Origin of the sequence: Kitasatospora sp. NPDC004723 (assembly GCF_040609255.1) — a bacterium.
Classification (GTDB): domain Bacteria; phylum Actinomycetota; class Actinomycetes; order Streptomycetales; family Streptomycetaceae; genus Kitasatospora.
Map to the genome: position 1 here is coordinate 260,703 of NZ_JBEXJT010000001.1, position 15,076 is coordinate 275,778.

Consider the following 15,076-nt stretch of genomic DNA (forward strand, 5'->3'; position numbering starts at 1 on the left):
CCGTCAGCCATCCCACGAGTACCACCGGGACGATCACCTCATGAATGGTCAACCGCTCACCGGTCAGGCACCGGACGCCACCACCGCCCCCCTGCGGCTCGGCACCCGGCGCAGCGCGCTCGCCATGGCCCAGTCGGGCATGGTCGCCCGCGAGGTGACCCGCCTCACCGGACGCCCCGTCGAGCTGGTGGAGATCACCACCTACGGCGACACCTCCCGCGAGGCGCTGGCCCAGATCGGCGGCACCGGTGTCTTCGTCTCCGCGCTGCGCGACGCGCTGCTCGAAGGCCGGATCGACTTCGCCGTGCACTCCCTCAAGGACCTGCCGACCGCCGAGCCCGAGGGCCTGGCGCTGGCGGCCGTGCCGCAGCGCGAGGACACCCGCGACGCCCTGGTGGCGCGCGAGGGCCTGACGCTGGTCGAACTGGTCGAGAAGCTGGCCGGCGCCGGCCGTCCGGCCCGGATCGGCACCGGTTCGCCGCGCCGGATGGCGCAGCTGAACGCCTGGGCCCGGGCCCGCGGCTTCCAGCTGGAGACCGTCGCGATCCGCGGCAACGTGGACACCCGGATCGGCTTCGTCACCTCCGGCGAGCTGGACGCGGTGGTGCTGGCCACCGCCGGCCTGAACCGGCTCGGCCGCAGCGCCGAGATCAGCGAGCACCTCGACCCCGAGCTGATGATCCCGGCCCCGGGCCAGGGCGCGCTCGCCGTCGAGTGCACCACGGCGAACAGCGGACTGACCGCCGCGCTGTCGGCCCTCGACCACGCCCCCACCCGGGTCGCGGTGGCCGCCGAGCGCGCGCTGCTGGCCGCCCTGGAGGCCGGCTGCTCCGCGCCGGTCGCCGCGCTGGCCGGCTGGGAGCACCAGACCGAACTGCGGCTGGAGGGCGTGGTCGGCACCGCCGACGGCGCCACCCTGCTGAAGATGTCCGCCCACGGTCCGATCGTCCTCGACGAGACCGCCGAGCAGCAGGCGGCGGCCCTCGGCCGCGCGCTGGCCGCCCGGCTGCTCGACGCGGGCGCGGCCGCCCTGATGGGGGAGCGAGCCCGATGAGCCCCACCGCCGCCACCGACAGCCCGTTCCCGGCCGACAGCCCGTTCGGGGGCACCGTCCCCGCCGCCGGCCGCTGCACCTTCCTGGGCGCGGGCCCCGGTGACCCGGGCCTGCTGACCCTGCGCGCGGTCGAGGTGCTCTCCTCCGCCGACGTGCTGGTCGCCGACCCGCTGACCGCCGCCGCCGTGCGCAGCCACTGTCCGAACGGTGTGCAGGTGCACACCCCCGGCGCGGAGGGGCCGGAGTTCGACCTCGCCGACCTGGTCGCCGAGGCCGTGCGCTCCGGCAAGCACGTGGTGCGGACCGTCGACGGCGACCCGGGCCTGGACGGCTGCGCGGCCGAGGAGATGCTCGGCTGCGCCGGTGCCGGGATCGCCTTCGAGGTGATCCCGGGCGTCGCCCAGTCGGTCGGCGTACCGGCCTACGCGGGCGTGCCGCTGCGCGGCGCGGCCGGCACCGACGTCCGCTTCGTGGAGGCCGCGGCGCTGCTGGCCGGCTCCCCGGTGGACCTGGGCGCGCCGGAGACCACCCTGGTGGTGCGCACCACCCTGGGCCAGCTGCCGGCCACCGCCAACGCGCTGGTCTCCAACGGCCGCAAGCCGGACTCCGCGCTGAGCGCCACGCTCTCCGGCACCACCACCCGTCAGCGCACCTTCACCGCGACCCTGGCCTCCATCGCGGCGGACCTCAAGGCCGCCCGGGTGCTGCCCTCCCCGGTCTCCGCCCCGGTGGACCCGGCCACCGCGGTCATAGCCGTGGTCGGTGAGCAGGTCGCCCACCGTGCCTCGCACTCCTGGTTCGAGACCAAGCCGCTGTTCGGCTGGAACGTCCTGGTGCCGCGCACCAAGGAGCAGGCGCACGGCCTCTCCGAGCAGCTGCGCTCGTACGGCGCGGTGCCGCAGGAGGTGCCGACCATCGCGGTCGAGCCGCCGCGCACCCCGCAGCAGATGGAGCGGGCGATCAAGGGCCTGGTCACCGGCCGCTACGAGTGGATCGCCTTCACCTCGGTGAACGCGGTGCGCGCGGTGCGCGAGAAGTTCGAGGAGTACGGCCTGGACGCCCGGGCGTTCGCCGGCATCAAGGTCGCGGCGGTCGGCGAGACCACCGCGCAGGCGCTGGTGGACTTCGGCGTGAAGCCCGACCTGGTGCCGTCCGGCGAGCAGTCCGCGGCCGGGCTGCTGGAGGACTGGCCGCCGTACGACCCGGTGTTCGACCCGATCGACCGGGTGCTGCTGCCGCGTGCCGACATCGCCACCGAGACCCTGGTGGCCGGCCTGGTCGAGCTGGGCTGGGAGGTCGACGACGTGACGGCGTACCGGACGGTGCGCGCCTCGCCGCCGCCGGCCGAGACCCGGGAGGCGATCAAGGGCGGCGGTTTCGACGCGGTGCTGTTCACCTCGTCCTCGACCGTGCGGAACCTGGTCGGCATCGCGGGCAAGCCGCACAACGTGACGGTCATCGCCTGCATCGGCCCGGCCACCGCCAAGACCGCCGAGGAGCACGGCCTGCGGGTCGACGTGATGGCCCCGGCGCCGTCGGCGGCCTCGCTGGCCCAGGCGCTGGCAGACTTCGGGGCCAAGCGGCGGGACACCGCGACCGCCGCGGGCGAGCCGGTCTACCGGCCCAGTGAGCGCCGTCCGGGCTCGCGCCGCAAGGCCGCCCGCTGACGTAGAGGCCGGGGGCGGCCCGACCGCCGTCCCCGGCACCGCACCATCGTTCGGAGAGAGAAGCCGTGTCCGCCGAATTCCCGTACGTCCGCCCGCGCCGTCTGCGCTCGACCCCGGCGGTGCGCCGCCTGGTCGCCGAGACCCGGCTGCACCCCGCGGAGCTGATCCTTCCCGCCTTCGTCCGCGAGGACATCACCGAGCCGAAGCCGATCTCCTCGATGCCCGGGGTGTTCCAGCACACCCGGGACTCCCTGCGGAAGGCCGCGGTGGAGGCCGCCGAGGCGGGCGTGGGCGGCATCATGCTGTTCGGCCTGCCCGAGGTGAAGGACGCCGTCGGTTCCGAGGGGACCAACCCGGAGGGCATCCTCCAGCAGGCGATCCGCGACGTGGTCGCGGAGGTCGGCGACCGGCTCGTGGTCATGTCGGACCTCTGCCTGGACGAGTTCACCGACCACGGGCACTGCGGCGTGCTGGCCGGGGACGGCAGCGTGGACAACGACGCCACCCTGGCGCGCTACGCCGAGATGGCCGTGGTCCAGGCCGAGGCCGGCGTCCACGTGGTCGGCCCGTCGGGCATGATGGACGGCCAGATCGGTGTGATCCGCCGGGCGCTGGACGAGGCGGGGCACCAGGGCGTGGCCGTCCTCGCCTACACCGCCAAGTACGCCTCCGCCCTGTACGGGCCGTTCCGCGAGGCCGTCAACTCCTCGCTGCAGGGCGACCGCAAGACCTACCAGCAGGACCCGGCGAACGCCCGGGAGGCGCTGCGCGAGCTGGAGCTGGATCTCGCCGAGGGCGCCGACCTGGTGATGGTCAAGCCCGCGATGCTCTACCTGGACGTGCTGCGGCAGGTCGCCGACGCCTCCCCGGTGCCGGTGTCCGCGTACCAGATCTCCGGCGAGTACGCGATGGTCGAGGCCGCCGCCGCCAACGGCTGGATCGAGCGGGAACGCACCATCCTGGAGACCCTCACCTCGATCCGCCGGGCCGGCGCCGAGCAGATCCTGACCTACTGGGCCGTCGAGGCCGCCAGGATGCTGACGTAGGCCCCGCGCACGCACACGCGAAGGCCGGGCCCCTCCGACGGGAGGGACCCGGCCTTCGTCGTGCGTCCTACCAGTCGGCGATGTGGGCGAAGCCCTCGCCGCCGCCGACGCCGTCGGTGGAGGTGGCGGCGCCCCAGCCCAGCTCGCCGGCCGCGATGTGCGAGGTGTGGGCGATGCCCCAGCCCTCGCCGGCCGCGAACACCGGGTCGGCGGAGGCGACGAACTCGCCGCCGCCAGCCACACCGACGTGCGCGGACGCCGCCGGGACGGCGAGCCCGGCCAGCGCCAGCGCGCCGATGGCGGTCAGGGTGATCTTGCCCAGCGTGCTCTTCATGGATCTGCCCTTTCTTCCGGAGCGCCCGGGGCGGACGCTCTGCCTGTGGGGGTGCGCCCGGACGCCGGGAGGGCCCGGGGAGCAGACGTCCCCGGGCCCTCCGTCGCGCCGTGCGCCTGGATCAGCCGATCAGGTGCGAGACACCCGCGTCGCCCGAGGACTGGGTGTTCTGACCGACGTTGCAGATCTGCTTCGGGGTGCTGTTGAGGACCGGAACCTCGATCGGCACGGCGATGCCGATGATGCCGACGGCGACGTTGTGGATCTCCGGCAGGCAGATGTTCGGGTTGTCGAGCACGTGCGAGTTCGGGCTGTTGTCGCCGTAGGTGCCGGTGTGGTTGGTGCCACCGTTGCCCTGGGCCGAGACGGCGGCGCCGTCCGAGTCGGCGATGGCGCCCGCGGAGCCCGCGGACATCGCGATGGCGGCCGCGGCCAGACCCGCGGCGGCGAGGGACTTCTTGATCATTTCGGTGTTCCTCTCAGGGGGTGAATCGGGGAGCGATTCGAAGGTGGTCGGTTCGGAGGGATGACGCGCCGGGACGGGCGGGTCAGCCGATCAGGTGGGAGACGCCCGCGTCGCCGTGGCTCTGGGTGCCCTGGCCCTGGGTGCAGTACTGCTTGCCGCCGCTGTTGGCGATCGGGACCTCGACCGGGACGGCCACACCGAGCACGCCGACGGCGATGTTGTGGATCTCCGGCAGGCAGATGTTCGCGTTGTCCAGGAAGTGGAAGTTCGGGCTGTTGTCGCCGACGGTGCCGGTGAAGTTGGAGCCGCCGTTGCCCTGGAACGACCCGGCGGCGCCGTCCGCGTCGCCGATGGCCGAGGCCGGCGCCGCGGCGGCGGCCAGCGCGGCGGCGGCCAGGCCTGCGGCGGCGATGGACTTCTGGATCATGAGGAGATCCCTCTCTGAAAAGCTCGGTTTCCGTGCGGTTTCCGTGCGTACAACGCGTTCAACGCTCAGACCCGGTCCGCGGTCACTGACGTCCAGATCAAAGAATCACGGCACGGAAGGTTACGGGGATTCTGGAAAAGAGTCCGGGAGGCGCGGCGGTCAACGGTTTCCGGTCGGATTATTAACCCGAACCGGTTAACCGCCGCAATCGGGGACACCGGTGGCTCGTTGAGCCCATTGCTTTCGGCTGCGCCCGCGCAGCCGCCCCCCATTGGATCTCCAGTACGGACAGGCGGAACGGTGAAAAGCATGAGGTTCTCCAAGCGGGCCGGCGCGATGCTGCTGGCGGTCGGTGCGGGCGTGCTCGCCTCCCAGGGGGCGGCGTCCGCCGCTCCGCTCGGCCCCGAGCAGGTCGGGGCGCTGGAGGACCAGCTGGCCACCCAGCAGGTGCCGCTGGACATCCCGCTGGCACCGCTGGACAGCCGGATCTCGGGCGCCGTCCCGACCTCGCTGCTGATGCCGCCGGCCCCCGCCCACACCACCGGGGACGCGCTGATCCCCGACCGCGTCGTGCCCGCGCTCGGCATCGGCAAGGTCGGCCCGACCGCCAAGGCCGAGCTGCCGCTGCCGCTGCTCGACCGGGGCGCCGACCTCGGCGAGCTGCTGCTGGACGCCCCGGCCGCGCCGCTGCACGCCGACACCCCGGCGGTCGGCCTCGGCAAGCCGCTCTCGCTCGTCCAGGACGGCACCGGCCAGCTCGCCGACGGCCGGATCAAGCTGGACGAGATCGACCCGCGGCTGGTGACCGGCGCCGTCCAGGCCGTGCCCGGCGCCAAGGCCAGCCTGGGCAACGAGGACGAGCGGATCTCGGTGACCGACACGCTGGGGAGCCTGGCCACCGCCACCACCGTCACCACCACCGGCGTGGTCTCGGGCACCGGCGCGGCCGGCCTGGCCCAGCTCTAGGGCCTGCGGGACGCACGAGAGCCCGGCACCCCTTCACGACGGGGTGCCGGGCTCTCGTGCGGTCGGCCGGCGGCTCAGCCCGGCAGAACCCCGAGCAGTCCGCCGACCAGCGGCAGGTCGCGCGGACCGCCGCCGGCGCTGAGCGGGCTGGTCAGCGTCCCGGTGCCGATCGGCGCCAGGCCGGAGTCCGGCTGGACCGTCGCACCGTTGTTCAGCACGTCGGCCGAGGAGTTGGCCCACGGGTCCAGCCGCAGGTCCTTGAGCGGCGCGATGCCGTAGCCGAGGCCCGTGGTGGCTCCGCCGAGCCCCTGGGCGAGGTCGGTCTTGGCCAGGGCGGCCTCGCCACCGGCCGGGGCCGCGTGCGCCGTGCCCGCACCCGCGCCGCCGAGCAGCATCGCGGCGCCCAGGGCGGCGACGAGGCCGGCCCCGCTCTTCTTCACAACCATGCGTCTTCACCTTCGGGGAGAGGGGTTCCCCGGGCAGCCGGACCGCGCCCGGGGTACGCCGAACCGCCCCCCGGCCGGGAGCCGGGGGGCAGTGCGGGCGGAACGCGTGCCGATCGGGATCAGCAGTCGTCCTCGACGTGCTCGTGCTGCGGCGGGGCCTCCACGTTGGCGCAGGCGTTGCCGAACGCCGGGTTCAGCAGGCCGATCAGGTTGATGGAGTTGCCGCACACGTTCAGCGGGACGTGCACCGGGATCTGGAGCTGGTTGCCGGAGACGACGCCGGGCGAGCCGGCGGCGACGCCCTCCGCACCGGCGCTGGCGGCGGCACCGCCCGCCGCACCCAGCACCAGGCCTGCGGCGGCGGCGGAGAGGACGGCGGCCTTCTTCACGTTCTGCATGGGGGTTGATCTCCTCGATCACACACGGGTTGAGCGGCCGCACCCCGCCCGGTGGCGGGGTGCGGCACGAGTGCGGGGAATCCGCGGCCGCCGGCTCGGCGGCCACCGGTTCAGCCGGCGTTGACGCAGGCGTTGCCGAACGCCGGGTTCAGCAGGGCGATGATGTCGATGGTGTTGCCGCACAGGTTGATCGGGATGTGCACCGGGATCTGGAGCTGGTTGCCGGAGAGCACACCGGGGGAGTTGGCGGCGACGCCCTCGGCGCCGGAGCTGGCGAACGCGCCGCCGGCCGCACCGACCACCAGGCCGGCGGTGGCGAGAGACAGCGCGGCGGCCTTCTTGACGTTACGCATGTGTTCTTCCTCCGTATTCTGCCCGACCGTCTGTGGAAATAGTCGGGAGCCGGGCGAGGGGAAATCCTGGCCCGTTGGCTTCTGGGAATGCCGTGATGGTCACTCGGGCGGCCCAGATGGTGTGTGTCGCCCATGGCTCGGGCGATGAGCGGCCGCCGCGGCACCGTGCGCCGCGAACAATTCCCGCACGGCCGGGAAGTATTCGAATCGACGCGCGACCGGGAGAATTCCGGACGGGCTTGGACCGGCGGCGGATCTCCTCGTCGTAGCGGGGCGGGTGGAGCGTGTTCCGACTGGAGAACGAGGCAGTGGGCGGGGGGAAACGGCCGGATCCGGGTGTCACCCGATTGCCCGGGGCGGGGGCTCCGTTCCTCCGGACGGGTGACAGTGGGGTAGCCCTCGCAACCGGCCAGAGCGGGTCTCGTTGGAGATGTCGCACTCCCCGTGCATCTCTGTCGAACAGTCAGGAGGCTCCTCATGAGCATCAAGAAGACGGCCGCCGTCGGCGCCGCTGTGGTCGGCATCGTCGCCGCCGGTGCCGGTTCCGCCGTGGCCAGCTCCGGCGCGGAGGGCGTTGCCGCCAACTCCCCCGGTGTCATCTCCGGCAACCAGATCCAGGTGCCGCTGCACGTTCCGATCAACCTGTGCGGCAACACCATCGACATCGTCGGGATCCTGAACCCGGCCTTCGGCAACCACTGCGCCAACGTCGGCTGACCAGCCGCCGGTCCGGTCGGTGCGAGCCGCCGCTCCTGCGCTTCCCTCCTGGGGTGCGGGGCGGCGGCTCTCGGCGTTCCCGGGGCCGGTCGCCGACACCGGCGCCCCGGCCCGGCCGCGGCGGCTCGGCAAGCTCGGCACCGTCCACCTGCACGGTTGGCCCGTCCCCGAACCACCGGCCGTCCACCGGGCGGGCTCCCCGCCCGCCCGGTGGCGGCGGTGCCGTAGGCTCGCCCGGCGTCGCGCTGTCGGTCGGCGCACCGGTCACGAGCGGGGCGGGGAGTACCAGAGCTGATGAGCGCGGCATCGAGCACCGAGTCGTCGGACGGGAGCGCGGGCGCGCCCCCGCCGTCCGCCACCCCGTCGTCCGCCACCGCGGCGGACCCGGAGACCGGGCAGGACCCGCGGGCTCCCGGGGAGCCCGCGGCGGCGGAGCGGTCCCCGGGCTGGTTCGGCGCCCTGGTGGACCGCTACGCCCCCGCGCTCGGCGCGTACGCGGTGGTCAAGGCGACCGGCCTGACCGTCTTCCTGCTGCTGCTCTCGCACACCGAGGACTTCCTGAAGAAGGACCCGGGGCGCGGCGGCGGCGCCCGGCCCTGGGACGTGCTCGGCACCTGGGACGGCATCTGGTACCAGCGGATCGCCGAGAACGGCTACGACCCGCAGCTGATCCCGCTGCACGGCTACCCGCTGGCCACCTACTACGAGAACTCCGCCGCGTTCTTCCCGCTCTACCCCTGGCTGATGCGGCTGGTGGGGGCGGTGACCGGGCTCGGCCCGTACGGCTCGGGCATCGTCGTCTCGGTGATCGCCTCCTTCGTCGCCGCGGCCGGGATCTTCGCGGTCGCCGCGCGGCTCGGCGGCTTCCGGGCCGGTGTGATCGCGGCGGTGATCTGGGGCCTGTTCCCGGGCTCGGGCGTGGAGTGGGCGGTCTACTCGGACTCGCTGTTCGTCGCCCTCTCGGCCTGGGCCTGCTACTGCGTGATGACCCGCCAGTGGCTCGCCGCCGGGGTGCTCGCCCTGGTGGCCGGCCTCAACCGGCCGACCGCGGTCGCGCTGATCGCCGCCGTCTCGATCTCGGCGCTGGTGGCGCTGGTGCGGCGCACCGACGGGGTGGCCCGCCCGCTGACCGCGATGCTGATCACCCCGTGGGGCCTGCTCGGGTACGTCGCCTGGGTCGGCTACCGGATGGGCGACTGGACCGGCTACTTCAAGCTCCAGCGCGGTGCCTGGAACCGCTACTTCGACTGGGGCGCCTCCACCGCCCGCAGCACCCTGGACACGGTCACCGGGCACTGGACGTTCTGGCAGTCCAACCCGGCGCCGGACCTCATCGCGGTGGGCCTGCTGATCGCCCTGCCCGGGCTGCTGGTACTGCTGCTGCGCCTGCGGCCGCCGCTGGTCCTGGTGCTCTACACGGTGCTGACCATCGTCCTGGCGCTCAGCAGCAACCAGATCTACGGCAACATCTCGCGCTACCTGCTGCCGGCCTTCCCGCTGTTCATCGGCCTGGCGGTGGCGCTGCGCCGGCTGCGGCCGTCGACCCTGGGCGGCCTGGTCGCGATGCCGGCGGTGGCGGCCGGATGGTACGCGGGGTACGCGCTGTTCGAGCTCGGCATCCCCTAGAACCGGCCTCCGTAGGGCCGCGTAACCTCGACGGCATGACGACCAGCGGCACGCCGACCGTGCGCCAGATCCGCGACCTCTCCGGTCTGCTGGACCACGCGAGCCACGTCCTGGCGACCCGGATGGCGGCGGCGTTCACCGAGCTCGGCGTCACCCCGCGCGCCTACTGCGTGCTCTTCCACGCGCTGGCGGCCGAGCGCACCCAGAGCCGGCTGGCCGAGCTGGCCGACCTCGACAAGACCACCATGGTGGTGACCGTCGACCAGCTGGAGCGGGCCGGCCTGGCCGAGCGCCGGCCGGCCGCGGCCGACCGCCGGGCCCGGATCGTCCGGGTCACCGAGGCGGGCGAGCGGGCCGTCGAGCGGGGCACGGCGATCGCCGACCGGGTGCACCGGGAGGTGCTGGACTCGCTGCCGCGGGAGGAGCGGACGGTCTTCGTCGCGGCGCTGGCCCGCCTGGTGGACGGGGGCGGGGCACTGGCCGATCCGGTCGGCTCGGAGCATGCGGTGCGCCGGGCCCGCCGCCCGCGCGGCCGGGGGCCGGGGGACGAGCCCAGGGCGCGGCGGTAGTCGGTTTCCGGTCGGCTTGTATGCTCCACCTGGCGCCAGGGGGGACGTCCTGGCCGCTGATCGTTCGATGGCACAGCCGTGAAGAGGTGCGGGGATGTCGGGTCGCCGAGACAGGAGTCAGTCCGGCGTGGCCCGGCCGCGTCCGGAGGGCTCGACCGGCTCGGCGGGTTCCACCGGCGCCCGGAGCGGCTCGACGGGCGGCGCGGGCACCGGTGCGGCCGGCGGTTCCGTCCCCGCGCCCAGGCCGGGCGGCCGGGCCGAGGCCCGCCGGGCGGCGCAGTCCAAGGGCCGCGGCGGGCAGGGCGGACAGGGCGGCGACGGCGGGTCGAACGGCCAGGGCCACCGCCGCTCCGGCGGGCGCGGCAAGAAGCCCCGACGCAACGTCAAGAAGGTCGTCGGCTGGACGGCCGTCGGCGCACTGGTCCTGATAGCCGGCACCGGTGGCGCGATCTACTACAAGCTCAACGGCAACATCAAGACCATCGACTCGGACGCGCTCAGCAAGGACCGCCCGCCGGAGGCCGAGGCCGACGCCAACGGCAACAAGCCGGTGAACATCCTGCTGATCGGCTCCGACAGCCGCGGCGGCGACAACTCGGACCTGGGCGGCGGTGACTCCGAGGGTGCCCGCTCGGACACCACGATCCTGCTGCACGTCTACGCCGACCACAAGAACGCCATCGGCGTCTCGATCCCGCGCAACACCCTGGTCACCATCCCGCCGTGCAAGCTCCCGAACGGGAAGTGGACCAAGGAACAAAAGGGCAAGGACGTCCTGTTCAACGCCGCGTTCACGGTGGGCGGCTCGCCGGACGGCAACCCCGCCTGCACCCAGAACACCCTGGAGAAGCTGACCGGGATCCGCGTCGACCACACCATCGTGGTCGACTTCCAGGGCTTCTCGGCGATGACCAAGGCCGTCGGCGGCGTCGATGTCTGCCTGCCCAAGGACATCTACGAGAAGGACCTCAACGAGAAGCTGCCCGCGAAGGGCGCCCTCGTCCTGAAGAAGGGCCCGCAGAAGGTGGAGGGCCAGCAGGCGCTCGACTACGTCCGGCTGCGGCACGGCATCGGCGACGGTTCCGACATCGGCCGGATGAAGCGTCAGCAGGCCTTCATGGGCTCGATGATCAGCACGGTGAAGAAGAAGGGCCTGGAGCCCACCACCCTGCTGCCGCTGGCCGACGCCGCCACCAAGTCGCTGCGCGTCGACGAGGGGCTCGGCTCGGTCGACAAGCTGATGTCCTTCGCGCTGTCGCTGAAGAACATCGACCTGCACGACCTCAAGTTCGTGACCCCGCCGTGGCGTTACAACGAGGCCAACCTCGACCTGGTGAAGCCGGACGTGGACAAGCTGTGGGAGGCCATCCGGGCCGACCGCACCCTGGACGGCAAGGACGCCACCGGCCAGCAGCCCGACGCACCCGCCACCCCGGCGGCCCCGGCCACCCCGGAGGCCCCGCCGACCACCACCGCGGCCGCCACGAAGACCGCGGCCGCGGCCCCGGTGCCCGCGATCAAGGTCTTCAACGGAACGACCGCCAACGGGATGGGCGCCAAGGCGGGCGAGGCCCTGAAGGCGGCGCAGTTCACCGTCGCCTCGGTGGGCCAGGCGAAGTCCACCAACAAGCTCACCACCACCATCGAGTACGGCGCCGGGCAGAAGGCCAACGCCGAGAAGGTCGCCGAACTGTTCCCCGGGGCCACCCTCGCCCCCACCTCGGCGCCCGGTATCAGCGTCGTCCTCGGCAAGGACTACGCCGACGCCAACGGCACGACCGCCCCGGGCGCCTCGGCGGCCCCGGCCGCGCCCGCCCCGCTGCCGCCCTCGGTCACCGAGGACGCCCGCTCGGCGGACGACGACATCTGCGCCAACACCAGCTACGGCTCCGGCGGCTGACCGCCCGGCAGTTCGCGAGCGGGAAACGCGGAGCGGGGCCCCGGCGTTCGGCCGGGGCCCCGCTTCCGTCGGGGAACGGTCAGGGCCAGACCAGGCAGTACAGCTGGTGGCCGGCCTCGTGCAGGCGGTTGGCGAAGTCCTGCCACTCGTGCAGCATGCTGTAGATCACGAAGGCGTCGCGCGGGCCCCGGCGGTCGGGGACGGTGGACCAGATGAAGGCGGCGGCGCCGAGTTCGGTCTCGTCCGCCTTGCGCAGCGGTTCGACGACGTTGTGCGGCAGCTGGACGACGGCGTAGTCCGGGTGCAGCACCACCAGTTCCAGCGGCGGCACCTGGTGCAGCGGCACGCCCTGGATGCCGGTGAGGACCATGGCGCTCATGGTCTCCGGTTTGATCTTGGTGGAGAGGTGGCCGTTGGGCGAGCCGCTGGTCTCCATCAGGTCGCCGAGCCGGCCGAGCGAGCCGAGCTCGCCCGCGTCCAGCCCGAGACCGCCCGGCCCGAGGGCGGTCGGGACCCGGGCCGCGGTCGCCCGGTCGGGTGCGCCGAAGTACTTGTACGTCACCCCCACGCGTCCCTCACCCCGCCTCTCACGGCCTCGGCCGCTACGCCCCGTTCCCGCTCCCGTACCCCCGCGTGCGGTCTCGGCGGGCCGGCGGGGGCCACCCGCGACCTCGTCGTGGCCGTCCTGCGCCTCGGACACTCGGACCATCCTCACCGGAATTCGCCGGAATCGACAGACCCCCGCACGCCCGGTGTCCCACCGGACGTGCTCCTTACCCGTCATGCGCCGCCGTACCCAGTCGCGGTACGTGGCAGTCCTCTCCACACCCCTGCATCGACCCGGAGCGTCCGCCCGTCCTCGCGGCCGGAGGAACTTCGGAGACACTCTGGGTACATAGTCTGACTGGTCCGGGTAGCCGGCGCAGCCAGGGGCCCCGTTGTACGGATAACCGTACAGACTCGGGCGCCCGGATCATCGTTCCAGATGATGAGGTCCGACATGCAGAGGTGAAGGACACGATTTGAGACCATGTCTCCCGTGAGCTACCCCTACGAAGCACCCAAGTCCCAGTCGCTCTTCGACCGCGCGTCGGTCGTGACCCCCGGCGGCGTCAACTCCCCGGTGCGTGCCTTCCGCGCCGTCGGCGGTACGCCGCGCTTCATGGTGTCCGGCAGCGGCCCCTGTCTGACCGACGCCGACGGCCGCGAGTACGTCGACCTGGTCTGCTCGTGGGGCCCGATGATCCTCGGCCACGCGCACCCCGCCGTCCTGGACGCCGTGCAGCGGGCGGTGACCCGCGGCACCTCCTTCGGCACCCCCGGCGAGGGCGAGGTCGAGCTGGCCGAGGAGATCGTCGCCCGGGTCGCCCCGGTCGAGCAGGTCCGCCTGGTCTCCTCGGGCACCGAGGCCACCATGTCGGCGATCCGGCTGGCCCGCGGCTTCACCGGCCGCGCGAAGGTCGTGAAGTTCGCCGGCTGCTACCACGGACATGTGGACGCACTGCTGGCCGCCGCCGGTTCCGGCGTCGCCACCTTCGGCCTGCCGGACACCCCGGGCGTCACCGGCGCCCAGGCCGGCGACACCATCGTGCTGCCCTACAACGACCTCGCCGCCGTCGAGGAGGCCTTCCGGGCCCACCCCGGCGAGATCGCCTGCGTGATCACCGAGGCCTCGCCCGGCAACATGGGCGTCGTCCCGCCGCTGCCCGGCTTCAACGGCGGCCTGGCCCGGCTCTGCCGGGAGAACGGCGCGCTGTTCATCTCCGACGAGGTGATGACCGGCTTCCGCGTCTCCAAGGCCGGCTGGTACGGCCTGGAGGCGGCGAACGAGGGCTGGGCGCCCGACCTGCTGACCTTCGGCAAGGTCATGGGCGGCGGCTTCCCGGCCGCGGCCTTCGGCGGTCGTGCCGACGTGATGGCCCACCTCGCCCCGGCCGGCCCGGTCTACCAGGCCGGCACCCTCTCCGGGAACCCGATCGCCACCGCGGCCGGCCTGGCCCAGCTGCGGGGCTGCACCGACGAGGTGTACACGGCCGTCGACCGGGTCGCCGCCGAGGTCTCCGGGCTGGTCTCCACCGCGCTCACCAAGGAGGGCGTGGCGCACCGGCTGCAGACCGCCGGCAACATGTTCTCGGTGTTCTTCACCGAGGACACCGTGACGAACTACGCCGAGGCGAAGACCCAGGAGGCGTTCCGCTTCACCGCGTTCTTCCACGCGATGCTCGCCGAGGGCGTCTACCTGCCGCCGTCCGCCTTCGAGTCCTGGTTCGTCTCCGCCGCGCACGACGAGCGGGCGCTGGAGCGGATCGCCGCCGCGCTGCCCGCCGCCGCCCGGGCCGCCGCCGAAGCCACGGCCTAGTCCTTACGAGCCCCAGGAGTACTGAGAAGTGAGCGCCAAGGACATCACCGTCGTCCATCTGATGCGGCACGGCGAGGTGCACAACCCGGAGGGCGTCCTGTACGGGCGCCTGCCGGGCTACCGGCTGTCCGAGCTGGGCCGCGAGATGGCCGAGCGGGTCGCCGAGGACCTCGCCGGGCGGGACATCACCCACGTGGTGGCGTCCCCGCTGGAGCGCGCCCAGGAGACCGCCGCGCCGATCGCCAAGGCGCACGGCCTGGACCTCGCGGTGGACGGGCGGCTCATCGAGGCGGAGAACATCTTCGAGGGCAAGACCTTCGGAGTGGGCGACGGCTCGCTGCGCAACCCGTCCTACTGGAAGTACCTGACCAACCCGTTCAAGCCGTCCTGGGGCGAGCCGTACCTGGAGCAGGCGGTGCGGATGATGGGCGCGCTGGCCGCCGCCCGGGACGCCGCGCGCGGGCACGAGGCGGTCTGCGTCAGCCACCAGCTGCCGATCTGGATCGTCCGTTCCTTCGTGGAGCGCCGCCGGCTCTGGCACGACCCGCGCAACCGGCAGTGCTCGCTGGCCTCGCTGACCAGCTTCACCTACGAGGGGGACCGGATCGTCTCGGTCGGCTACCGCGAGCCGGCCCGCGACCTGCTGCCGGCCCACCTGGTCGGCAAGGGCGGCAAGAGCAAGCCGGTGGGCAAGAGCTTCGGCGCCTGAGAAAGGGCTTGACACCGGCTCCGGGAGCACCCGGAATCC

17 protein-coding genes are annotated in these 15,076 nt (G+C 73.2%); 10 read left to right on the forward strand and 7 right to left on the reverse strand.

Annotated elements, in window-relative coordinates; genetic code table 11:
- Positions 1-40 precede the first annotated feature (40 nt).
- The 3 genes from hemC (at position 41) to hemB (ending at position 3,767) form a co-directional block, all read left to right on the forward strand.
- Positions 41-1,054, forward strand: coding sequence for a hydroxymethylbilane synthase (gene hemC, locus ABZW10_RS01255; protein WP_355357973.1), 1,014 nt, complete (start codon positions 41-43; stop codon positions 1,052-1,054).
- Positions 1,051-2,721 (forward strand): bifunctional uroporphyrinogen-III C-methyltransferase/uroporphyrinogen-III synthase, encoded by a 1,671-nt coding sequence (locus tag ABZW10_RS01260; RefSeq protein ID WP_355357976.1) that lies wholly within the window; start codon positions 1,051-1,053, stop codon positions 2,719-2,721. The genes hemC and ABZW10_RS01260 overlap by 4 nt, the downstream gene beginning before the upstream one ends.
- A gap of 65 nt (positions 2,722-2,786) precedes the next feature.
- Positions 2,787-3,767 carry a porphobilinogen synthase gene (hemB, locus tag ABZW10_RS01265; protein ID WP_355357979.1) on the forward strand — a complete coding sequence of 327 codons (981 nt, stop codon included), beginning with the start codon at positions 2,787-2,789 and terminating at the stop codon, positions 3,765-3,767.
- Positions 3,768-3,834: 67 nt separating this feature from the next.
- Here hemB and ABZW10_RS01270 read toward each other — a convergent pair whose 3' ends face one another.
- From ABZW10_RS01270 to ABZW10_RS01280, 3 genes are all read right to left on the reverse strand, one after another.
- Positions 3,835-4,101: a hypothetical protein gene (locus ABZW10_RS01270; protein WP_355357982.1), complete on the reverse strand. Its 267-nt coding sequence runs from the start codon at positions 4,099-4,101 to the stop codon at positions 3,835-3,837.
- A 121-nt stretch (positions 4,102-4,222) separates the two neighbouring features.
- Complete coding sequence (locus ABZW10_RS01275) at positions 4,223-4,567, reverse strand: rodlet layer protein (protein ID WP_355357985.1); 345 nt, start codon at positions 4,565-4,567, stop codon at positions 4,223-4,225.
- Between the two features lie 82 nt (positions 4,568-4,649).
- On the reverse strand, positions 4,650-4,994 hold the full coding sequence (locus ABZW10_RS01280; protein ID WP_355357988.1) for a rodlet layer protein: 345 nt from the start codon (positions 4,992-4,994) through the stop codon (positions 4,650-4,652).
- Between the two features lie 309 nt (positions 4,995-5,303).
- On the opposite strand from ABZW10_RS01280, the gene ABZW10_RS01285 reads away from it, so the two are divergent.
- Positions 5,304-5,960: a hypothetical protein gene (locus ABZW10_RS01285; protein WP_355357991.1), complete on the forward strand. Its 657-nt coding sequence runs from the start codon at positions 5,304-5,306 to the stop codon at positions 5,958-5,960.
- Between the two features lie 74 nt (positions 5,961-6,034).
- On the opposite strand, the gene ABZW10_RS01290 is transcribed toward ABZW10_RS01285, so the two are convergent.
- From ABZW10_RS01290 to ABZW10_RS01300, 3 genes are all read right to left on the reverse strand, one after another.
- Positions 6,035-6,406, reverse strand: a complete 372-nt coding sequence (locus ABZW10_RS01290; protein ID WP_355357994.1) for a hypothetical protein — start codon at positions 6,404-6,406, stop codon at positions 6,035-6,037.
- 119 nt (positions 6,407-6,525) lie between these two features.
- Positions 6,526-6,804, reverse strand: a complete 279-nt coding sequence (locus ABZW10_RS01295; protein ID WP_355357997.1) for a chaplin — start codon at positions 6,802-6,804, stop codon at positions 6,526-6,528.
- 110 nt (positions 6,805-6,914) lie between these two features.
- Positions 6,915-7,157, reverse strand: a complete 243-nt coding sequence (locus tag ABZW10_RS01300) for a chaplin (protein ID WP_355358000.1) — start codon at positions 7,155-7,157, stop codon at positions 6,915-6,917.
- 477 nt (positions 7,158-7,634) lie between these two features.
- On the opposite strand from ABZW10_RS01300, the gene ABZW10_RS01305 reads away from it, so the two are divergent.
- The 4 genes from ABZW10_RS01305 to ABZW10_RS01320 all read left to right on the forward strand — a co-directional run bounded on the left by ABZW10_RS01305 (position 7,635) and on the right by ABZW10_RS01320 (position 11,969).
- On the forward strand, positions 7,635-7,874 hold the full coding sequence (locus ABZW10_RS01305) for a chaplin (protein ID WP_355358003.1): 240 nt from the start codon (positions 7,635-7,637) through the stop codon (positions 7,872-7,874).
- A 294-nt stretch (positions 7,875-8,168) separates the two neighbouring features.
- Positions 8,169-9,500 carry a glycosyltransferase family 39 protein gene (locus ABZW10_RS01310; RefSeq protein WP_355358006.1) on the forward strand — a complete coding sequence of 444 codons (1,332 nt, stop codon included), beginning with the start codon at positions 8,169-8,171 and terminating at the stop codon, positions 9,498-9,500.
- Between the two features lie 35 nt (positions 9,501-9,535).
- Positions 9,536-10,069 (forward strand): MarR family winged helix-turn-helix transcriptional regulator, encoded by a 534-nt coding sequence (locus ABZW10_RS01315; protein ID WP_355358009.1) that lies wholly within the window; start codon positions 9,536-9,538, stop codon positions 10,067-10,069.
- A gap of 127 nt (positions 10,070-10,196) precedes the next feature.
- Complete coding sequence (locus ABZW10_RS01320) at positions 10,197-11,969, forward strand: LCP family protein (protein ID WP_355358012.1); 1,773 nt, start codon at positions 10,197-10,199, stop codon at positions 11,967-11,969.
- Between the two features lie 79 nt (positions 11,970-12,048).
- On the opposite strand, the gene ABZW10_RS01325 is transcribed toward ABZW10_RS01320, so the two are convergent.
- Positions 12,049-12,531 carry a hypothetical protein gene (locus ABZW10_RS01325; RefSeq protein WP_078881187.1) on the reverse strand — a complete coding sequence of 161 codons (483 nt, stop codon included), beginning with the start codon at positions 12,529-12,531 and terminating at the stop codon, positions 12,049-12,051.
- 468 nt (positions 12,532-12,999) lie between these two features.
- Here ABZW10_RS01325 and hemL point away from each other — a divergent pair, with 468 nt between their 5' ends.
- Both hemL and ABZW10_RS01335 read left to right on the forward strand, forming a co-directional pair.
- Entirely contained in the window at positions 13,000-14,328 is a 1,329-nt protein-coding gene (gene hemL, locus ABZW10_RS01330; RefSeq protein WP_355358015.1) for a glutamate-1-semialdehyde 2,1-aminomutase, read from the forward strand.
- Between the two features lie 61 nt (positions 14,329-14,389).
- Entirely contained in the window at positions 14,390-15,037 is a 648-nt protein-coding gene (locus ABZW10_RS01335; RefSeq protein WP_355358893.1) for a histidine phosphatase family protein, read from the forward strand.
- Positions 15,038-15,076: the final 39 nt, after the last annotated feature.